General features: G+C 63.9%; 15 protein-coding genes, 4 pseudogenes and 1 other annotated feature. Of the genes and pseudogenes, 5 read left to right on the top strand and 14 right to left on the bottom strand.

The genetic code is table 11. The annotated features are described in order from the left end of the window. Window positions 1–458 precede the first annotated feature (458 nt). The 7 genes and pseudogenes from CTJ15_RS03940 to CTJ15_RS03910 form a co-directional block, all read right to left on the bottom strand. Window positions 459–5,003 (bottom strand): class I SAM-dependent methyltransferase, encoded by a 4,545-nt coding sequence (locus CTJ15_RS03940; RefSeq protein WP_099781219.1) that lies wholly within the window; start codon window positions 5,001–5,003, stop codon window positions 459–461. 33 nt (window positions 5,004–5,036) lie between these two features. Further along, window positions 5,037–6,809 (bottom strand): glycosyltransferase, encoded by a 1,773-nt coding sequence (locus CTJ15_RS03935; protein WP_099781218.1) that lies wholly within the window; start codon window positions 6,807–6,809, stop codon window positions 5,037–5,039. 136 nt (window positions 6,810–6,945) lie between these two features. Further along, a pseudogene (locus CTJ15_RS25295) lies at window positions 6,946–7,059 on the bottom strand (IS110 family transposase); the annotation flags it as partial. 228 nt (window positions 7,060–7,287) lie between these two features. Continuing rightward, complete coding sequence (gene galE, locus CTJ15_RS03925) at window positions 7,288–8,331, bottom strand: UDP-glucose 4-epimerase GalE (RefSeq protein WP_099781217.1); 1,044 nt, start codon at window positions 8,329–8,331, stop codon at window positions 7,288–7,290. 381 nt (window positions 8,332–8,712) lie between these two features. After that, window positions 8,713–9,027, bottom strand: coding sequence for a hypothetical protein (locus CTJ15_RS25290; RefSeq protein WP_193009584.1), 315 nt, complete (start codon window positions 9,025–9,027; stop codon window positions 8,713–8,715). Between the two features lie 474 nt (window positions 9,028–9,501). Next, on the bottom strand, window positions 9,502–10,413 hold the full coding sequence (locus CTJ15_RS03915; protein ID WP_226945929.1) for a class I SAM-dependent methyltransferase: 912 nt from the start codon (window positions 10,411–10,413) through the stop codon (window positions 9,502–9,504). Between the two features lie 193 nt (window positions 10,414–10,606). Next, window positions 10,607–10,699, bottom strand: a pseudogene (locus tag CTJ15_RS03910) (IS5/IS1182 family transposase); the annotation flags it as partial. Between the two features lie 51 nt (window positions 10,700–10,750). On the opposite strand from CTJ15_RS03910, the pseudogene CTJ15_RS03905 reads away from it, so the two are divergent. Then, window positions 10,751–11,358, top strand: a pseudogene (locus CTJ15_RS03905) (IS3 family transposase); the annotation flags it as partial. After that, window positions 11,041–11,157 (top strand) — a sequence feature (AL1L pseudoknot). Its footprint overlaps the pseudogene before it by 117 nt. Before the next feature lie 31 nt (window positions 11,359–11,389). Here the strand turns inward: CTJ15_RS03905 and CTJ15_RS03900 are convergent. The 6 genes and pseudogenes from CTJ15_RS03900 to CTJ15_RS03880 form a co-directional block, all read right to left on the bottom strand. Further along, window positions 11,390–12,618 (bottom strand): IS3 family transposase gene (locus CTJ15_RS03900; RefSeq protein ID WP_226945928.1). Its coding sequence is split into 2 segments (ribosomal slippage): window positions 11,390–12,303 and window positions 12,303–12,618, totalling 1,230 coding nucleotides; the frame shifts between segments, so codons are not numbered across the junction. Window positions 12,619–13,039: 421 nt separating this feature from the next. Further along, the gene (locus tag CTJ15_RS23825) at window positions 13,040–13,384 is read right to left on the bottom strand and encodes a YlcI/YnfO family protein (RefSeq protein ID WP_126281810.1); all 345 of its coding nucleotides are present in this window, start codon (window positions 13,382–13,384) and stop codon (window positions 13,040–13,042) included. Continuing rightward, window positions 13,339–13,812 carry a putative toxin-antitoxin system toxin component, PIN family gene (locus CTJ15_RS03890; RefSeq protein WP_193009591.1) on the bottom strand — a complete coding sequence of 158 codons (474 nt, stop codon included), beginning with the start codon at window positions 13,810–13,812 and terminating at the stop codon, window positions 13,339–13,341. The genes CTJ15_RS23825 and CTJ15_RS03890 overlap by 46 nt, the downstream gene beginning before the upstream one ends. A gap of 256 nt (window positions 13,813–14,068) precedes the next feature. After that, window positions 14,069–14,854, bottom strand: coding sequence for an IS630 family transposase (locus CTJ15_RS03885; RefSeq protein WP_099781213.1), 786 nt, complete (start codon window positions 14,852–14,854; stop codon window positions 14,069–14,071). Next, a pseudogene (locus tag CTJ15_RS25285) lies at window positions 14,806–14,997 on the bottom strand (helix-turn-helix domain-containing protein); the annotation flags it as partial. The pseudogene CTJ15_RS25285 and the gene CTJ15_RS03885, both read right to left, overlap by 49 nt. Before the next feature lie 406 nt (window positions 14,998–15,403). Next, a complete protein-coding gene (locus tag CTJ15_RS03880; RefSeq protein ID WP_099781212.1) occupies window positions 15,404–16,027 on the bottom strand; it encodes a ParA family protein in 624 nt (207 codons plus the stop codon). 441 nt (window positions 16,028–16,468) lie between these two features. Here CTJ15_RS03880 and CTJ15_RS23815 point away from each other — a divergent pair, with 441 nt between their 5' ends. After that, a complete protein-coding gene (locus CTJ15_RS23815) occupies window positions 16,469–16,879 on the top strand; it encodes a hypothetical protein (RefSeq protein ID WP_151904023.1) in 411 nt (136 codons plus the stop codon). Window positions 16,880–17,103: 224 nt separating this feature from the next. Here CTJ15_RS23815 and CTJ15_RS03875 read toward each other — a convergent pair whose 3' ends face one another. Continuing rightward, the gene (locus CTJ15_RS03875; RefSeq protein WP_099781211.1) at window positions 17,104–17,334 is read right to left on the bottom strand and encodes a helix-turn-helix domain-containing protein; all 231 of its coding nucleotides are present in this window, start codon (window positions 17,332–17,334) and stop codon (window positions 17,104–17,106) included. Window positions 17,335–17,490: 156 nt separating this feature from the next. Here CTJ15_RS03875 and CTJ15_RS03870 point away from each other — a divergent pair, with 156 nt between their 5' ends. The 3 genes from CTJ15_RS03870 to CTJ15_RS24625 all read left to right on the top strand — a co-directional run bounded on the left by CTJ15_RS03870 (window position 17,491) and on the right by CTJ15_RS24625 (window position 19,689). Continuing rightward, window positions 17,491–17,976 carry a hypothetical protein gene (locus CTJ15_RS03870; RefSeq protein WP_126281807.1) on the top strand — a complete coding sequence of 162 codons (486 nt, stop codon included), beginning with the start codon at window positions 17,491–17,493 and terminating at the stop codon, window positions 17,974–17,976. Window positions 17,977–18,093: 117 nt separating this feature from the next. Next, the gene (locus CTJ15_RS03865) at window positions 18,094–19,110 is read left to right on the top strand and encodes a hypothetical protein (protein WP_099781209.1); all 1,017 of its coding nucleotides are present in this window, start codon (window positions 18,094–18,096) and stop codon (window positions 19,108–19,110) included. 129 nt (window positions 19,111–19,239) lie between these two features. Beyond that, a complete protein-coding gene (locus CTJ15_RS24625) occupies window positions 19,240–19,689 on the top strand; it encodes a helix-turn-helix domain-containing protein (RefSeq protein ID WP_099781208.1) in 450 nt (149 codons plus the stop codon). Window positions 19,690–19,716: the final 27 nt, after the last annotated feature.

Below are 19,716 nucleotides of genomic sequence, written 5' to 3'. Positions count from 1 at the left end.
ATCCCGCATGACTTCCGACACCGTACTTAGGCCATAGGGCCTGCCGCTGCTGGGCGAGGAGGTCAGGCTCATGGCCGTGACACCTCACGCGCGGACGGGTTTGTCCCGGCGCGGGAGGCCGCGCGGCGGCTCGGTCTTATCCTCGGCGGCGTCCGCATCTGGGCCCACCACGGTATACTAGCCTGCGACCGGAGCCGCCCTGCGGCAAAGCTCTGGGTCCACCTCGATGAGGTGGACCTGCATTGGGTCTCCGGTGCCGCCGACACGCGTAGGATGGAGCGCGTCCGCGAGGTGGCCGCCCGTTGCTCCATCCCGCGCGACGCGGCGTGGGAACGGGTGCGCCGCGGCGAGTTCGATGTCTACCGTGCCCCTCGGAGGTGCGGTGGGTCGGAGTGGTGGCTGGCCGTCCGCATGCCCCGTCAAATCGGCCCGGCCGACCTCGATCTACTGCCCAACCGTCACATCGGCTTACGGCCAAGGAATTCGAAGCCTGCAGCGATGCCGCTTTGCACTTCTTGCGGAAGTGCGGAAAGATCAGCCCAGGATTGCAGGCCCTTTCCGCCTCGCTTGTCCTCTTGCATGCGCCAAAGTGAAACGAAGTCTCCCATCGACGTTTTGGTGAAGGTGTCGGCGGACTGCTCGGACAAAGTAGTACGCAGAGCCACCTCGCAAGCCGAGGCCAGCCAAGCGATCGAGTGGCCGGGGTGAAAATTCTCCGACACCCGCAACTCCTCGGCTTCGAAATCGCGGAACCAGTTACGCAGTCCGAAGCGTGTGCAGTTGTAGAAATGCCAGGGCGCCTCATGCTCGGGCTGCAGGAAGGCGGTGCGGATCAGAACCCGTCCACCAGGGGCCAGGACGCGCAGGATCTCCCGCGCCGCCCGCTCGGGATCACGATAGTGCTCGAAGGCATTCATGGCTACAACAGCCTCGAAGCAGCTGTCGACGAAGGGCAGGTGATGCGCATCGGCGAGCACATCGGTGTTGCGGAACACTGCTGCTTCGGCCTCGATTACGTTCGGAAAGCGCTCCGCCGATCCGCCCGCGCTGAGGTGCAGCACAGGGCCGGAACAAGCTAGCGTCAGCGCCCGTGCTTTATCCGGCAATCGGTTGCTGACGTGCTCGTCCCGATTGATGTCTGGCGTCAGCCCCTCGAACAGGTTCGGCCGTCCAGCGACCAGCGGCCAACGCCGGCCGTCCTCGGAAACTAGGGCCTGCCGGTCCACGGAGAGTGTCAGCGTCCCGCCATCCTCGGGGCAGCGCAACAGAGGAAGGATTGCCTCCAGCCGCCGCAGTCGGTCGCCTGCCTCGTTCCTATCGCCCGATGGCAAGGTCGCCGGTAGGCGCAGTGGTGACTTAGCCTCTGGGCGCGGCGTCGGCAGCGGCCAGATTATGGTCAGCCAGGGATGGTGCCGCGTCACGTCCTTGATCATGCCGTCTGTGCGCTCTGCCGACCTCGAGGCGGTGCGGATCATGGAAGTCCCATGCACGCGATATTCCGCTAGCGGCTCCCCTGGCACTTGCTCGCCACGTAGCCCATGCTCGGCGAAGCTACACCAGAGATCGAAGTCCTCCCAGCCCCCGACAACGTGGCGGTAGCCACCAACCATCGCCCAAGCAGCGCGTGAGATCAGAGCCATCGCATCGATGTAGTTGCCGTTGGACAAGCGCACGGGATCGTAGGGCAGAACACCCATCAGTTCCGTACCATCGCCGAATTGCTGGATAATGGGGAAAGCATAGGCGACGCCGGCTGCCCGGGCCACACGCAGGCACTGCTCCGCACAGCTTGGGCGCAGACGGTTATCCGCATCTAGCGGCAATACCCAGGGTGCGTCGGCCAGATCAAAGCCGACGTTGCGTGATAGGGCCAGTCCGGAGTTGCTGAGGTTGCGCACTACGCGCAAGCGCGTGAAAGCGCTAGCGTTCACCCTCGCCCAATTCATCGTGATCTCAAGCGAATCATCTGTGGAAGCATCGTCCACTACGATCAGCTCGATGTTCGGCAACGTCTGGCGTGTAACGCTGTCTAGCGCTTCGACTACAAAGCGCCCGTAGTTGTAGAGTGGAATCACCACGCTGACTTCGGCGGTGCCCATCGAATCGCCGTCGAACAGCACCTCATGAAGCGGGACCTTCGGTAGATTCGCATGCAGCGAACGCGGTGTGGCGTCGTGACGCGCCAGCCGCTCGAAGGCCAGGGCGGCGGGCCTGCCACCGCGCAAGAGGTCGATGAAATCTGCCATCTCTTCTATTCGCCGCTCCGGTCCATAGGACCAGAGCACACTGCGACGTGCATTCGCCGCAATCTGCTGCCGCAGCGTCATATCACTGGCCAGCTGCACCAGTGCTTCAGTCCACTCCTCTGCCGTCTCTGCCAGGAAGCCTGTCTCCCCATCGCGAATCGCACGACGATAGGGACCGGTGGGGGATGCGATCGTTGGAACATCCACCAGCGCCGCCTCGAAGTATTTCAGTTCACTCTTCGCTTCACAGAAGGGATTTCCCACCTCAAGTGGCGCGAGATTGATGTCGAAGCGCGCCATCTCGTCCGGCAACTGCATCAGCGGCACGAAGTTGCGCCACTCGATGCGATCTTCAAAGTCGCGCAGTTCCGGGAACTCCTCGACATCGAGGATCGCGCGTTGCCCATCGGATGAGCGAAAAGCCACCAAGCGGGCCTCGGGGAAGCGTTGCAGCACCTCAGCCACCGCGGGCGCGCAGACAGCGAAGTCGCGCTGATGTGTTCGCGAGCCGCCGGCATAGCCAATGCGCAACAATCCGTCCCGCTGCCGCCCCCAGCGGCGCACGGCTAAACGGGAGGCTTGCAAGGTCTGGTCATCGAAGCCGTTGAGCAGGACGCGTACTGGCTTCCATGCCCGCTGCATGTGTTGCGTGAGTTCATGCGTGCTCGCCGTGCATAGGTCAGCCGTCAGCATCGCCTGTCGGATATGCTCAAAGTGATTCGCGACAAGGTTTTCTGGCAGATTCTGTGAGCGGATGCCGTCGATCACATCGATCTTCGCCAAACTCGGATCGACCATCAGGTCATCCACGTCGAATATGATCTTGACGCCAGCGGTCCGTGCCATGCCTACGGCTGGTGCGATCCTGTCGTTAAGCGGTGTGCGCCAAAGGATAAGCACGTCCGCCGCGGCGACAATCGCCAAGTTGTCGTTCGCCTCATCCATGCGGAGCACTACGACGTCTGCCCCTGCGGTGCGCATAGCCGCAGCGGGACGCTCGACGCGGTAGAGGTGACCAGGTGTATCAGGCTCGCCCGAAATGTAGACGAAGCGCATAGCTTGGTTAGCGGACTGTTCTGCCCGGACCTGCGAAGCCGCAGAAGTTTCGATTAGTATGGCCTCAGCCGGCTCGTTCGACGCCTTAGTCGGCGCTAGGCTCGGCGGCACCATCAGTGCGGCCCGGCGATCCCGGAGCTTGCTAGGAAGTTGCAGTGACGCGGACCACCAGACCATCTTGGCCGTGCCACGCATAAGGCGGCGAAACTTGGGCGATAGCCTCTGCGCTGTGCGCCGGACCGGGTAGGTCATGCGCCACGCCGTGGAATTGGTCAGCGCGCTGTGCACTTGGTTCAGTGCTTCCAGGTTTGCATTGAGGCGTGCTACATCCGCGAGGGCTCGGTCACGCTCACCCTCGGCGGCGGCGCGTGCGGCACTCTCAAGCTCTGTGCGCATCTGCGCTTCCTGCTGAGCTGCCTCGGCCTCATGCCGCGCCTTGAAGTCGCGCTCGGCTCGCCATAGCATGGCGGCAGTGTCTACCTTTACCTCCCGATCGTTACGTGCTTTTGCTAGCGCCGCTTCGGTCTCTGCTTGTGCGCGCCTCTCTGCTTCAGCTTCAGCCTGCGCTGCCTCAAGGCGGGCCATTGCCGCCTCGGTCTCCACCCGCGCGCGCCTTTCTGCTTCGGCTTCGGCCTGCACCGCTTCAAGGCGGGTCATCGCACGCTGCACCTCCGCTCGTGCGGCATCCGCCCGTCGGGCTGAGCGGACGCGCATGGCTTCGATTGCCTCGATGCGATGTTCTGTCGCCCGCTGCGTCTCTTTGCGCTGTTCTACCTCCGTCAGCAGGGCCGCCACCTCGGTGGCCCGACGCTGCTCAGCCTGCGAAAGCTGTTCCTGGAGCGGGTGCGCTATCTCGGCGAAGCGGCTTCGCTCGATCTCAGCCATCTGCGCCTGCGAGGCCAGGGTTTGGTCATGCAAGCGAACGAGCGCCATGCGCTCTCGTGTTTCGGATAGCCACCGCTCGCCCAGCGAATTGAAGCGCGCCCGTGTCCGCGCCAGCTTGGCCGGATCGCGGACTTGCAGAAGGCATTCCACCGCCGGTGGAAGCTTGTTCCCCACGCCCAGCACGCCTAGCCCATGCCCGTGCAGGAAGTCGAAGGCCGGATAACGCTCCTTCAGCTCCGCCCAGAACTGCCAGACGCCGAAGTCGCCTTCCAGCACGTTGATGTCGTGGAATAGAACCACAGCGCGGTCGGATAGTTTAGGCAGCCAAGCCTCGAAGTCGTGGCGTACTGCGTCGTAGGTGTGTAAGCCGTCGATATGCAGAAGATCGATGCTGCCTTCTAGAAAACGAGGCAGGGCGTCGTCGAAGGTGCAGCGTAGCAAGCCGGAAAAGGAGGCGTAGTTCGCATCGTGGAAACCACGCAGTTCGTTGAAGACCTCCTCACCGTAGCTCCCAGCGTGCTCATCGCCCTGCCATGTGTCCACTGCCCAGCATTGCGTCGGCAGCCCCGAGTTCCGGACCGCTTGACAGAAAGCCGAGTACGACACCCCGGCATGCGTGCCGAGTTCCACAAACAGCCGCGGCGCCGACGCTGTGATGATCCAGTGCGCGAAAGGTACATGGGTCCACCATGCGCTCGGCTGGCCGATCCGCTCTGCCTTCCAGAAAAGCGGGTCGAGAGCTGGATCGGATAGGATGCTCGTGGCGTGATCATCACGCAGATCCTGCTTCACCTCTGTAGAAGCGTGATTATCCATGGTAACCTTCCCGACCGCTGATGGCCTGTCGTGTTAGACTGATGCGTCGTTAGACTTAGGCGGCTGCGCAAGCCACGGAACGTCGCGCCGAGGCGGGGTTGCGAGGCGTGTCCCGTCCCAGCCGAACAGAATGTTGGGATTGTGGAAAGGGTCAGTGCGCAGCTCCGGCGCCCATCTCTGTCGGATCGTGGCTAGCTCTCTCTGGTACTCGGCCACTCGCTCCGCTCCAGCATCTTCCGAACCCCGCGAGGCAGATTCGAGGTGCAGCAACTCCGCGAAGGGCGTCCATACGTTGCGGTAACCGTGGTCGCCAAGGCGCAGGCACAGGTCGATGTCGTTGAAGGAAACGCGGAGGCTACTCTCGTCCAACCCGCCCACCTCTTGGAATACGGTACGCCGGATGGCAAGGCATGCACCCGTCACCGCTAGCACCGTGCGGGCGAGCGCAAGTTCACCATGCTGTCCGGGATCGTCGCGCCCGGACAGCCGCAGTTGATGCGACAGTAGCGGACCTGGCGCCAGAACGACGCCGGCATGCTGCACGCGTCCATCTTCATAGAGCAGCTTGGCGCCCACCGCCCCTACATCTGGGCGGAGCGCCTGCGCAACCATCTCCCGTAGCCAGTCGGGGCCAAGCACATCGATGTCGTTGTTGAGAAGTAGGAGGATCTCGCCGCGTGCTTCATTCACCGCTGAATTGTTGAGCGCCGAGTAGTTGAAAGGGCCCGGACGACTCAGGATCCGGACCCGCTGATCCGCTATTAGCTTCTCGAACAATTCAAGGGTTTCCTGCTCGCGGCTGTCGTTATCGACGATTAGAAGCTCGACAGCCGGATAATCTGTGCGGGTTAGCACGGCTTCAGCACAACGCGCGAGCAGGTTGGCCCGATCGCGTGTCGGTACGATCACGGAGACCAGCGGCAGGTCATCCGGCAATGAGCGCGTGACACGGCACCATGCCGGTGCGAGCGGCGCGGGATGCACGATTGCGGAATCCCCTACCGCGTCCAAATGGTGCTGAACAGCACGGCGCGCTGTGAAAGCGTCCCATTCCGGCAAAGCGCCCGGAGGACGATGCATGCGGTGCTGCAGGACCATGGGGACGTGCATAAAATTTTCGGATGAGGCGAGTTCGCTCGCTCGCAAGCATAGGTCATGGATTGTGACCCGGATCGGCCCGCATTCAGGCCGCAAGCCGCCGAGCCGCTGAAAGAGGTCCTGCCGAACGGCGATCGCCGAACCGAGAGCATCGCGCCCCAGCATCAGCTCCGGATCAAAGCCCGTTTTGAAATACGGAAAACAGCGCTCGCCAGTTCCGTCGAGTTCGTCTTCGTCTGCGTAGAGAAATTGGGCATCCTCGTGACGCAACACGGCTGCAGCATATTCGTAGAGTAGGCGCTCGTTCAGTATTGCGCCAGGCAGAAGTGGCAGGATAAAACGATCTTCCGCGCCTGTGATTTTGTCGAGTACACTACGCAGGAAAACTCCCCGATCGCCTTCGGCCTCGTTTCGCGGGAAGGGAACGGTATCGATATTCGTCGTCTCGAAGAGCGTCGCGAAGAGATTACTCCATGCATCCGGAACGAAGAAGCGCCACTTTCCATACAACTGTGCCGCAGCCGACCGGGCCGTTGGCAGCCAGAGCGCGGGCGCATCGCCTGACCTGACGAGTGGCACAAGCAGGAACTCAATACTCTCCGGAAAGCGGCCAAGCTCATCGCGAATTGCCGCGCGGGCTGCATCCGGCAATTCGTCATAAGTCCGCGTCCACTCAGCATAGTGGGTAACCGGTTGAGTTTGGGTCATCGTGCTATTTGTTTAGGATGGAATTCGGATTTGGTACAGCAGCTGCCGAAGCTCTTCGAGGGTTTAGGGTTTTGGAAAGAACATGATCTAACCGTATGGAAGCAGTCTGCCGGTGATGTCGTCCAAGCAGGCTTTCAGCGTCGAGGCGCTGGACCCGGACCAGCAGGCAGGCGGCCACCTCGAACAGGTAGCTGCGCAAGAACTGGTCGCCGCGCTTGGACACGCCGGCGCTGTGGTCGATCTCATCCGATGTGGGGTAGCAGAAGGATCATCAAGCCGGGTGCGCAGGATCTGTCCACATTGGAAGCGTTGCTGGTCGAATCCCGGCCGAAGCATGACACGGATGGAGACGCAGAGCCGGAACCTGCGCCCGCTCCCCTGAACCACAGAGAACTGGTAAGGCAGAGAAAATTAAACTTGAAGTCCCTTCTCTTCTGTCTCAGGTGACCACAAGATGAGAAATGAGCAACACCTGTGCTCAAGCAGCCGCAGCGGGCAGAGAGAAAACCTCGTCCCTCGGCAGTGGGGACATATTGGAAAGGCCGCTCGCTAGTGCCTCCTCCCAGGCCAAAGCCGTTTGGATGATGAAGTCGATGTCGTCAAAGCGCGGGCGCCACCGCAGCGTAGCCTGGATGCGCGAAACATCGGCAATGAGACGCGGTGGATCGCCAGCCCGACGCGGCGCCACCTTGATCCGCAGATCGCGCCCCGCCACGCGCTCTACGCCGTTCAGAACCTCACGCACCGAGTAGCCACGGCCATAGCCGCAGTTCAGCACTGTGCTGCTGCCACCCTCCATCAGGTAGGCAGCAGCCGCGACATGCGCCTCTGCAAGGTCGCTGACATGAATGTAGTCACGTATGCACGTGCCATCAGGGGTGTCGTAGTCGTTGCCGAAGATCTGCACCCCATCCCGCTTGCCGACTACGGCTTGGCAGGCAACCTTGATAAGGTGCGTGGCTTGGCGGCTGCGTTGCCCGGTGCGCAGTTCCGGATCGGCCCCGGCGACGTTGAAGTATCGTAGGACCACGCTGCGCATCCCATGAGCCAGCCCCGTATCACGCAGCACGCTCTCGGCTGTGGCCTTGCTGTGCCCATAGGGGTTGATGGGCGCCAGCATCTCACCTTCCGGAATCGGCGTGCTGACCGGGACGCCATAGACCGCCGCGGTGGAGGAGAAAACGAATTGGCGTACATCTGCCGCAGCGCAGGCTGCCAGCAGCGCCGTTGTGCCACCCACGTTGTTGCCCCAATATTTGAGAGGGTTCTCGACGCTTTCCGGAATGATTAGGGCGGCCGCGAAGTGGATCACGGTGTGGACACTGTGCAACTGCAGGATCCGCGCAACCAGGGCTATGTCAGACACGGAGCCTTGATAGAAGGGAATGTCTGCGGGCACGGCCTCACGGTAGCCGGTGGACAGGTCGTCAAGCACGACTACGCTGTGGCCTGCCGCGCGCAAGGCAAGCACGGCGTGACTGCCGATGTAGCCTGCACCACCAGTGACCAGGATCTGCTGCATGTCTACCTTGGGGTGACTGAGAGAAGAAAATGCGGAAACGCGAGGGATCGAGGGCGCAAGTCACCTCAGTCACCCGAGCAAGGCAAGCGCGATGCCAAGGAGCATATCAGCAGGCCGTAGCGCATCGTCACTTTGTCCCATGGCTGTGCAATTTTTACATCGGCTTGCAGGTCAACGAGCTTGGCTGAGTGCATCAACAAGGCCGCCTCCGATGCAGCCTTGCTTTGTAAGGCTGAACATCTACAGAACATCCTCCTCTGACAAGGCACTAAGCAGGACTAGAAAAATTACCTCTGGATCATGCCTCGCATCAACACCTTAATACACCAATCTAGGCTTTTCCCCCTGCATCTTAAGCCGCTTTCTGCTGAACGTGGTTCATTAACGCAAAGAATTAAAAATTTGCAATACAAACCAGCTATGGCAGTGCACATCAACCGCGGCCGGATGCCTGTGCTCGAGGCGGGCACGGACAGCGACTTCTTCTTCGTCGAGGCCGACGAGCCGGAGGAGGGTGTGCGCAAGCCGCTCCCCCTGGTGCGCGAGTGCATCCCGGCGCGCTTCGGGCTTGATCCGGTCCGCGACGTCCACGTACTCTGCCTGATGAACCGGGACGGGCTGGGGACCAGATGGACTGGCCTCGCCGAGGTTGCGGAGCAGATGCCAGCGGTCAGCGATCTGGACGGCGCCGGGCACCCCCTGGCGCGCACCGTTGGCGTAGACGTTGGCCCGGGCGCGGGCGAAGACCTCGACGCCCTGGTTGGCATGCCCACGCCGCCAAGCTGTCGGTCCGGCGATCCGCTAGTAGGTCGACCACACGGTTGCGCTCGAGGTCGACCAGCACCGTCCCGTAGTGGTGGCCGCGGCGCCTGGCCCAGTCGTCAACCGCGAGTACTCGCACCGGCGACCTCGGTTGCGGCGAGGTGCCGGCACGGCGAACCATCCGTAGCAGTGTGTCGGCGCTGAAAGGCAGGGCTGACCGCGCCGCGAGGCGCGCGCCCACCTCGCCGCCAGCGGCGAGGCCGAGGTAGCGCTGCAGGTCGTCCAGCCGCTCTGTCCGGCGCGCCGCGGGTGCATGCCGAGCTGCGCCGGGAAGGCCGGCGGCACGGGCGCCGGCGCATTGAACGTCTCTGTTCGCGCTCTTTGGGAAACGCTGACAGCCTGCCAGCCTCAGCTGCGTTCCGGCTTTCGAAGAACCATCCAGAACTCGTTTGAGCCGTAGCGGGTGGGGTACACCACCTGTAGGCCGAGATCAGTGTAGTCCGCCCGTTGCAGGGCGGAGAAAATCCCCGCAGCGCTGCGCGGCGTGAAGTACCAGGCGTGGACGTCGATGTAGCCGCCTTGTGCGCGCTCGTACTCCCCCAGCGCTGCCTGTATCCTTTCGCGGATGTCTGCGAGTGGTTCGCCATGCTGATGCAACCAGTGCGCGAGCGAATCGTTATGCGTCGTGAGCACTCGGTGCTCGATCACGCTACGTAGCAGATGGGTCTGACGGCCCGCATGGTAGGCATCCAGGATGTCGGCAAGACTGCTTTCCGACAGGAAATGGTCGAAGCAGTACCGTTTGTCCGGCACCAGCACGAAATACATTCCGCCGGGTCGCAGCAAGGCCGAGACGCGCTGCAGATGCCGCACCAAGTCGGGCTGATGCTCGATACAATGGCTGCTCAGCACGAAGTCGAAGTCCCGGTCGATGACCGACAGGTCCCCGATGGGCGAAACGAAGTCGATCCGCGGCACGTTCCGCGTGTCGACGCCGAGGCTCCGGGCACGCTCCACCAGTTCGGAAGTCGATAGGACGTCGAAGTACTGCACATCCGGCCCGCGCAGGACCGGGTTGTAGAAGGGGCCGATCTCCAGCGCCTCTGCCCCGGCGGGAATGAGGTTCACGAAGTCCAGCCGGGTACCGAGCCGGTTCGCTTGCCGTCCCTCGCCTTCGCCGTACTGCCGGTAGTGTGCCTCCAGCGTTGCATCGTCGAAGGTGCTGAGGTCAGGGTGCGCGGATCTGTAGAACTGCAGGTCGAGCGCTACAGGCAACTCGATTGCCAGTGCTCCGATCCGTGTCCTGAAGTGAAGATCCAAACCCATCCCCCTTGCAAAAAGGCGCGGAACGGTAGCGGCTGCGGCAGAAATGGGCTCGCCTGCACCGACTTTAACGGAACTCTATCAGATCGTTCCACTTTGCAAAGGTGCGTTGCTGGTGGCCCGGACAAGCGGAGGATGGGGCTGACCGGGCGGTGGGCGTCTGCAGAAGCTCACCGCCTCAGAGCCTACTTCATAACGGTTGAGCCAGACGCCTGACGAGGACCATGGCGGCGGCGAGGGTAAGGAAGGCGACGGCGGAACTGACGGTCGCCTCGTGGTCACGGTGAACCGCCCCGGGTTTGTCGGGGGCCCCAGACCTTGAGAGGATGGAGCCATGACGACGAAGGGCAAGACAGCAGCGAGCTACTCGCCGGAGGTGCGGGAGAGGGCGGCCCGCCTCGTGCTGGAGGGTGGCGGCGACCACCCGACGCAATGGGCGGCGATCAACTCGGTGGCCGCCAAGATCGGGTGCACCGCCGAGACGCTGCGCAAGTGGGTGCGCCAGGCCGAACGTGACGGAGGGGGGCGGCCCGGGCCGACGAGCGCTGAGCGAGAACGGATCAAGGCCTTGGAGCGCGAGAACCGCGAACTGCGCCAAGCCAATGAGATCCTGCGCAAGGCGTCGGCGTATTTCGCTCAGGCGGAGCTCGACCGCCGGTTCAGGACATGATTGCCTTCATCGACGATCACCGCGAGGTCTACGGGGTCGAGCCGATCTGCCGGGTTCTGCCGATTGCCCCGTCCACCGACCACGCGCACGTCGCACAGCGGGCCGACCCTTCCAGGGTGTCAGCACGCAGCGTGCGGGACGCGCAGACCTGCGCTGCGATCCGGCGCGTGCACGAGGCGAACTTCGGGGTCTATGGCGCCCGCAAGGTCTGGCGCCAACTCGGACGCGAGGGCATCGCGGTCGCCCGCTGCACGGTGGAGCGGCTGATGCGGGACTGGCCTTGCCCCACTTTCACGGACACTGTTACGCGGCTGATGCCGCTGTTTGGAATGTCGCTGCCTTCTGCTCGGGGGTGAGATAGCCGAGCGCCGAATGCAGGCGGCGTCGATTGTAGAAGCCCTCCAGATACTGGAACACGTCGGCCCTGGCCTCGTCGCGAGTGAGGTAGTCGCGCTGCTCGACGAGTTCGCCCTTCAGGGTGGCATGGAAGCTCTCCATCGGCGCGTTGTCCCAGCAGTTCCCCTTGCGGCTCATCGAGCAGAGCATGCCGTGCTCGGCGAGCCGGCGGCGATAGCCATGGGCGGCATATTGCACGCCGCGATCCGCATGGTGCAGGAGGCCAGGGGCGGGCCGTCGGCAGGCGATCGCCATGTCGAGTGCGGCCAGGGCGAGTTCGTGGCCGAGGTGGTCCGCCATGGCCCAGCCGACCACGCGGCGCGTGCACAGGTCCAGCACCACGGCCAAGTACAGCCAGCCCTCGGCGGTCCACAGATAGGTCAGATCGGCCAGCCAGACCCGGTCGGGCGCGGCGGCCGTGAAGTCGCGATCGAGCAGGTTGGGGGCGACCGGGAAGGCATGCCGGCTGTCGGTGGTGCACCGGAACCGGCGACCACGCCGTGCCGACAGCCCCATGCCGCGCATCAGCCGCGCCACCCGCTTGCGGCCAACCCGCCGTCCTTGGGCGCGCAGCGCGGCATGCACGCGCGGGCTGCCGTAGCGGCCACGGCTGTCGGCGTGCGTGGCCCGGATCTCGGCTGCGAGGACCCGGTCGGCCGCCGCCTGCCTGCTCTCCGGCCGGCGAGCCCAGTCGTAGTAGCCGCTGCGGCTCACGCCCAGCACCTCGCACAGGATGGCAACCGGAAAGACGGCGACGTGATCGCGAATGAAGCCATAGCTCACCTCCGGTCCGTCGCCTGGCCGAAGATGAGCGCCGCTCGCTTTAAGATGTCGCGCTCCATGCGCAACCGCTCGACCTCGCGCCGCAGCCGCCCGATCTCGGCCGCCTGCTCGGCCGGGCTCGGGCCGACGCGACGCGCCGGCGCCGCCGGTGGTGTCGGAACCGCCAGCGCCGGCGCGCCGCTCCCCACCGCCGTGCCCGTCGGCGCCCAGCGCAGCCAGCTGCGCACCAGCCGGTCCGGTAGGCCCAACTCGGCCGCCACCTGCGATACCGACCGCCCACCGCGGACCGCTGCCACCGCCTCCAGCTTGAACGCCTCCGGAAAGAACCGGCGCTTTCCGCTACCCTCTGCCATCCGTACCTCCAGGCCCTTCAGCCTATCAGAGGTGTCCGTCACAGCGGGACAGGGCCAGCGCCGCCTTCTCGAGCCAATCGGCAACATGCCACCCGCCGAAGCCGAGGCGCGCTACCACGCCAGCCTTGATGAACCTGCTCTGTGGTCCAGCACCATCCGGACCGCCCGCTCCCGGACCTCAGGCGAATACCGGTTCGAGGTCTTCTTCGTCATGGCTCCATCCTCTCAAGAATTGGAGCCTCCATGGAACCCGGGGCGGTTCAGTTAGCGCCTGAACTACTGTTCTGAGTGGGCGTTCTCCGGCTTTGCGGAGGGTGTGATGGCGCTGACGGATGAGCAGTGGGCGGTGCTGGAGCCGTTGGTCGAGGCCTGCCGCCCGCATGCCAAGGTCCCGTCCCTCGACGGTAGTCTTCATAGCCCTTCACCATTTGCCTCGAGGCGCCTGCAGATTGTTGTCCGGTTTCTCGTCGAGCCAGCCCTCTGGCACCTTGTCGCCATCACGAAGCTCATCTGTCGTCCCGGCCTTGGCTAGCAGACCCTCCATTGGGATCTTCCTACCGCGCTGGACTCGATCCTTTAGGTATGCTTCCTGTTCATCTGGAGAAAGCTCGCCAAGGAAGCCGCGGGCGCGCAGCGCGGCCACCTTCTCGGCAGCAGCCTGGACGATAAACGAGTTCATCGACACCCCATCGCGCTCGGCTGCCGTCCGCAGATCCTGCATCAGCGAGGCGGGAACCCGAAGAGCGTAGTTGTTGATGGCCGCCATGCCAGCCTCCTTAGAGCGTCTCCCGGCGAGAGAACCGGAACGACCGTCATTCCTTGCGATGCCCGCCGGATGTCGGCGGGCAGGTAGTCGCGGCGGTTGAAGCTCACAATGGCGTCTCCCCCGCCGTTCAGGAGCGCCTCGACAAAGAGCTCATCGCCCGGGTCCTTAATGCTCGGGCGGTAGCGCTGCCGGATCGGGACCGGCTCCGAACGAGCGATGTAGGCGTCCAAGAACCTGATCGTCTCATCCGGGGAGAGGCCCGTCGCTTCCAGACTCTCCGGCCGGAGCAGGACGTCTTCGTGCTCCAAGACCATCGCCACGGTGACCAGTGGTCGCAAGGCGCCTTCGGCAACGGCACAGAGCAGCAAGCGGGAAGCTCCGCGAGGGCTCTGCAAACCGCTTCTGAGGACGTCCGTGTCCAGCACCATTTTCATATCACGAGTGATATCGCGATTGGCAGAAAACTATAAGGAGTATGGGCCGCAGGATAATCAAGCGCGGGTCGCTTCCCAGCCAAAAGCGCCCAATCGCCTAAGCTTATTACTAATCCGGCCATCAAATAGGTGTCACGGGCATTATGCTGCGTACTGGACGGAGGCGGCCTGGAAGAAGGCGCGGATTTTGGCAGGCCGGCGCTGCAGACCGCGCATATAGGAGGTCAGGCCGGACCTGAGAGATGCCTTGTCACGCGGTACACGCCGGGCGCACCAAGGCTTGCTTGACGTCGTTGTTCAGGAACTCGTCCGGATTGTGCTCGGGTGCGTAGGGTGGAAGGTAGAACAGCTCGATCCGCTCGGTGTTCGCCGCAGCCCAGGTCGTGACCAGCCTGGCCCGATGAACCCGCAGGTTGTCGAGGATGACAAACAGCTTCCGCCCAGCGCCGTTCACCAGCCGGCGCAGAAAGGTCAGGAAGGTCGCAGCGGTGAGTGCGCCGTCATAGACCATGAAGCGCAGCGTGCCGCGGTTGGTCAGGCTGGAGATCATCGACTGCGAGACGCGGGTTGCCGGCCTTGGCACGACAGGTGTCTCGCCACGGGGCGCGAAGCTGCGGCCGTAGTTAGCCTGGTTGGACAGGCCGGTCTCGTCGGCCCAGTGGATCTCGGCGCCCACCGCCTTTGCCCGGACCGCGATGGCTGGATACTCCTTATCCAGCCAGGCACGGACCGCCGGCTCCCGCCGCTCGATGGCCCGCCGCGCCGGGCGCTGCGCGGTGAAGCCCCAAGCGCGCAGGGCGCGCCCAATGGCCGAGGCCGACAGGCGCACCCCTGCTTCCTGCCCGATCAGCGCGCCCACTGCCGCACGGGTCCATAGCGCAAAGGGTAGCCCCAACTGGTCCGGGCACTTGCTCGCCAGCAGCCACCCGAGCCTGCTCTCCTGCCGAGGTGACAGGGCCTTCTGTTCGCCCGGTGACGGCCACGCCGCCCACCCGACAGCGTCTCCTGGCCTCCTTGCCGGGCTGCTTCCACCCACTCGCCAACAAAGCGCCGGTTCACACCCACGGCCTCGGCCGCCTCAATCCGCGTCTTGCCCGCCTCGACCATCGACACGGCAACCCGGCGCAACTCTGCCTGCGTAGCAGGATCCAGCTTCCGAAAATCACGACCTGGCACCATGCCAACATCATCGCCCAGTGTAGTTCAGAATGCTACCTATTTGATGGCCGAGTTAGTAAGTTAGATATCCGGCAATAGTTCCATTTGTACCATGGTACATATGTACCATGGTACATTATTCTATTTTTGGCTAGATAACCACAATAGTACTGCCTCATCTATGAGTTCTTGAACTGGTCTACGTTGCTGAAATGATATTAATCTCAGTCTCTCTGCAACTGACACAGTAGGTCTGTAGTTAAGTTGCCTTCTTGGTTCGGGTGGCGGTGCAGCCATTCCTTCAGCTGTGTTAGGCAACGGGTCTAATTTTAGTGCTGGCCTAGTATCTGCTCGACTACCAATGGGTGGAGCATCGTCCATGATACTGATGTCTGTCATCGGTCTATAAGGCTGCTTGGCCATGCTTCTACCTCTTCAGGCCCAGAGAATTCTCGACATAGGTCCATAGCGCGGCGATCTCGCCAGCCGCCGGTCCCTTGGGATCAACTTCGGGAGCGGTCAGTCCTCCAGACTTCGCGCCCGCATAATCCGTCCGGTCGTAGATCATCACCGGGGCGATTGGTCCGTGCTGGCTTAGAGCCACCGCGGCATCGGCTGTCAGCCGGACCCGCTTCTTCACCCGGCTCATCACGAAGACGAAGTTCCGCTTCGTCTGGGTGGTGAGGGAGACCGTAGCACCAATGGCCCGCAGGTCATCGGGACTCGGCTGCACTGGCACCAGAACCAGATTCGCGTGGAGTACAGCCTCCACGGCATCCTGGGTGAGGGCAGGGGGCGTGTCGATGAAAACAAGCTTGAAGCCCTGGGTCTTCAGGGCAGCCAACGTCTTCTCCATGCCTCCTTCGAGTTCGACCAGCACCGGAGTCTCTTCAGACCGGGCCTGCCACCACTTCTTTAGCCCAGCCATCTCGTCCGTATCGATCATGGCGACCGGGCCATGGCCGCACCGGACGGCTTCAACAGCCAAATGGCAGGATATGGTGGTTTTACCAGCCCCTCCCTTGCGCGATGCCATAGTGATAACTTGCATCGGATCTAACTCCTTTGGTTGGTACGTACATTGATACGTCTGTACCAATCACCCCAATTGAGGCGTTTTTCCTAAGATATTGCAAGGGAGGAATTCCGCAGCCATGCTGCGCGGAGTCGGGCGAATCTGCCTGATGGACCTGTAAACGCAGAAAGGGCCAGCTCCGGCAGAACCAGAACCAGCCCCCTCCACTAACCCTGGGGCGACCTACTTCGATCTAAGAAGCAGCCCCGGATCCTGGACAGTTCCGAGGATAGGTCGCCCTGCCGGACCTTTCAAGCACTAGCTTGAAGGGAAGGGGGTTCTTGTCTTCCGAGCTGGCGATTTGCCATGCTCCAACACCCGAGTTCGGCCCTCACCAGGGGGCTGATCCTGACCATGGACGCAGCGGTCCTTGAGCTCCGCTCCGGTCCCCTGCGACTGCTACTCGCCCTACGGAAGATGGCCGGCACCCGACGGCACTTCCGCACCCGTACCAAGTCGCTTGCAAGCCTCTTCGGATGCACGACCAACACCATCCGGAACTGGCGCAACGAGCTGGTCCTGCGGGGCTACATCCACTGGATCACCGATCCGCTCTCCGGCGTGACCACCATCATGATCCGGCTGAAGGCGGAGCCGCCCGAACGCCGAAACCAGGATGGCAAGCCCAGCCGCAAGCCCTGGTGGATGGAGCCGCGATCGATCGGCCCCAAATCCTGGTGGAAGTTCGGCGCCGGACCCAGGGCGGGAGGAGGGGAGGGGGGTGCGAAATTTTCTGCGCCCGTTAAGGCTAAAAATTTCAGCTCCCTGATTCAGCCTCCTCTTCGCACAGTTGAGGAACAGTTGAGACTGCTCATGAACCCGGCATAAGAGAGGGCCGGTGGGCTACGATCTGACCGTGGTAGCCCTCAAGGACGACGCAGCGTGTAGTCAGGGTGAAGTTGCCGGCGGCAGTTGGCCCTACTGCGTGCCTCACCTTACCGACCAGTTCATGGCGGACCGGGGATCGGGCGGGACAGCGATGGTCTGCGCCATGGCGGTGCCTGCCTGAGCAAGGAGCGGTCCAAGAGCGACAGTCCAGGCCTTCACGATGACTACTTCCGCAAGCGTACCCCAGCGCCTCCACCATTTTCCGGGATGAATTCCACCCCTGCTGCCTCAAGCGCGACACGAAGGGCCTCCAGCGTCCGCGCATACGGCTGACGGGCTTCGCGTTCAAAATCGGCGATAGTCTTCTTCGCAACCTTGGCAGCCGCCTCCAAATCGCTTTGCGACCAGTTCAGCAAAGCCCTGGCTGCCCGACACTGGGCCGGATCTAGCTCCATTTATAAAGCAACCTTACATCAATAATGTTGACCGTGCCCATTCTATAAGGTTACATCATAAATGTAGGATCGGCTCCTACGAACTCAAAGCGGCCGGGTTAGGAGTACCACCTCCTTCCCCGGCCTGACCACAGCTGCTGAAGGGATCAGCCGGCCATGGCTAAGCATGCCCGTATCACAGACCGCCACCGAAGCAGAGGCGGCCTTTCCCGCCGTGCCGCGATTGCCGCACTGGCGGTAGGTAGCTCGACTCTTGCCGCCTTCCGCAATGCCGTGTCGGAAGTGAGGCCGCCCGGCGATCCGGACATGTATCTCCGGCGCCTCCATGCCGAGTGGCGGAATGCCTACGCCGCCCTGGGGGCGCTGCAGGCCCGGGCGCGGACGCTTGCGGACGAGGACCGGCTCAAACCCGAGCTCGACGCCGCCACCGACTGGCTCTCCGAGATCGAACAGACGCTGATCGCGACCCCTGCCCGGGGACGCGACGGCCTGCGGGCCAAGCTGCGGGTAGCACAGCGTCTGGAGAACCGGGGACATCTGCGGCCCTTGCCCATGACTCCTCGCCACGGCGGCGAATACATCGCCTGGTCCATCGCCCGCGACCTGCAGGCCTGCTGGAGACCGCCGGCCGCAACAAACTGAGGGGAGAGCGGAAAGTGCCGGCGGTGGCCTGTCGTCCCCTGGCCGGTCACCGTCATGATCGTCGACAGACATTCCGGGTGGTGGCATCGGTGGGAAGTACAATCGGATGCTTCGCCGGTGCCGGACACGCTGCCTCCCCCAACCGATCCACCCGACGCGGACCATGCGGCCTGGGTCCGGCCCGGCGCGGTCTTCCTGGAGGATGGCGAGACCCGCAGGATCACCCGGATCGCGGACGGCATCGTCCGCGGCTTTACCTCCGCCAACGAGCGCTGGTCCTGGCCGCTGCCGGACTTCCTCGAGGCGGCAAGGCGCGGGCGGATCCGGCCCTCGGACAGCAGGCGGCCGCGGCGCTCGCCCGCACCTCCACGGCCGCATCCTCACCGAACCGCGCCATCGCGCCAGCGGTTCGAGGAGATCCGCCGGCACCCCCTGATCGTCGAGGCAAGTGACGGGCTGCTGCGCCTCGTCCTGGAGACGCTGCGTGCCCTCCAGCGTGGCGAATGGGCCGGCTTGCCGGCGCTGCAGACCCTGCTGCTGGTCACGGAGGCCGGTGCCGAGATCGGCAGGCTCGGCCGCTCCGTGGCTGTTCCCGAACGCAAAGGCGGGCGCCGTTCCGGCAACGCCGCGGCGGCGCGCGAGATCCAGGACCTGCTCCGGCGCCTTCCCCGCTGGCTCGATGGGGAGGGGGAACTCACCCTTGCCGACTTCCACCGCATCCAGGCTTTGGCCGAACTCGGCGCGGAGGCCATCCGGCTTCCTGATCAGGCGCCGTCCGCCGGCCCTGGCCGCCCGCGTGGCGATACGTTCCTTCTCGCGCAGTCCGTCCGCGCCCGGCTGGCCTGCCGCTGGCACGATGTCCGGCGTGGCCGCTACCGGCTGGGCGATGCGATCCGCGAGGTGGCGGAGGAGGAGATCCTGCACGCCAGGAAGGCGGCCACGAGCTGGCAGGGAGGGGATCCGGAGCAGGTCACCCTGGGCGAGGCGGATGCGGAGGATCTGCGCCGGCGATTTCTCGGCATCGAGCATGCCTATCACCGGGAATTCCCGGCGGAGATGACAGACGCGGAACGTCGCAACTACCGCCGGATCGCCGCCACCGTGCTGAAGGCCACCCGCCGCACATCGCGCTGATCCCGGCGTCAGGCAGCACCGATCTGGCCAGCGCCCAGGCTCACATGGCCGGGCCTGATTCGTTACGATATCAAACGTTCAATTAACTCAGCGGACGGACGCGGCGGTCGTGATGCAAGTGGCCTGTCCATGGTCACACACCCGCAACGCAGGCCGGCACCGGCCCGCCGCCCCGATCCTGGAGCGAGGCGCAACGTCTCACCGCTCCTGCCGCGCCCGCCACGGGCGCCGCCGGCCACACCGGAGCCGTTCCCCGGCGACGCCACGGACGTCCCGCCGTCAGCGCCTGACCGATCCCCCGCCGCATCCCTGCCGAAGCTGCTGACGGCGGCCGAGGTGGCGGCCGTGTTCCGCCGCTCCGAGCGTGCCCTGCGCGACTGGGTGCGGCGCGGCTACCTCGCGCCGCTGCGCGTCGGACGCGCGCTCTACTTCCACGAGGAGGAGGTCCGCGCCCTGCTCGGCGGCCGCATGCGCCAGGCCATCCTGGAGGCCCGGCGGGAGCGCTCCGGCGGTGCCCGCGCGGCCCGTGCCGATGCTCCCGCTGCCGGTGGGCCGGCCCGGAGAAAAACCCCTTCATGACAACCCCTTACGAGCCTGTCGTGAGAT

This window comes from Roseomonas sp. FDAARGOS_362, assembly GCF_002754815.1.
Classification (GTDB): Bacteria; Pseudomonadota; Alphaproteobacteria; order Acetobacterales; family Acetobacteraceae; genus Roseomonas; species Roseomonas mucosa.
The sequence above is the reverse complement of the archived record's forward strand: the minus strand, read 5'-3'. Positions and strand labels throughout refer to the sequence as shown.

Bases quoted from the DNA above. Each gene is read 5' to 3' on its own strand.
- CTJ15_RS03940 (WP_099781219.1), bottom strand. From the start codon at position 5,003: ATGGATAATCACGCTTCTACAGAGGTGAAGCAGGATCTGCGTGATGAT.
- CTJ15_RS23825 (WP_126281810.1), bottom strand. From the start codon at position 13,384: ATGGCGGCCATCAACAACTACGCTCTTCGGGTTCCCGCCTCGCTGATG.
- CTJ15_RS03935 (WP_099781218.1), bottom strand. From the start codon at position 6,809: ATGACCCAAACTCAACCGGTTACCCACTATGCTGAGTGGACGCGGACT.
- galE (WP_099781217.1), bottom strand. From the start codon at position 8,331: ATGCAGCAGATCCTGGTCACTGGTGGTGCAGGCTACATCGGCAGTCAC.
- CTJ15_RS03890 (WP_193009591.1), bottom strand. From the start codon at position 13,812: ATGGTGCTGGACACGGACGTCCTCAGAAGCGGTTTGCAGAGCCCTCGC.
- CTJ15_RS03880 (WP_099781212.1), bottom strand. From the start codon at position 16,027: ATGCAAGTTATCACTATGGCATCGCGCAAGGGAGGGGCTGGTAAAACC.
- CTJ15_RS03870 (WP_126281807.1), top strand. From the start codon at position 17,491: ATGGCTAAGCATGCCCGTATCACAGACCGCCACCGAAGCAGAGGCGGC.
- CTJ15_RS23815 (WP_151904023.1), top strand. From the start codon at position 16,469: ATGGCCGGCACCCGACGGCACTTCCGCACCCGTACCAAGTCGCTTGCA.
- CTJ15_RS24625 (WP_099781208.1), top strand. From the start codon at position 19,240: ATGGTCACACACCCGCAACGCAGGCCGGCACCGGCCCGCCGCCCCGAT.
- CTJ15_RS03875 (WP_099781211.1), bottom strand. From the start codon at position 17,334: ATGGAGCTAGATCCGGCCCAGTGTCGGGCAGCCAGGGCTTTGCTGAAC.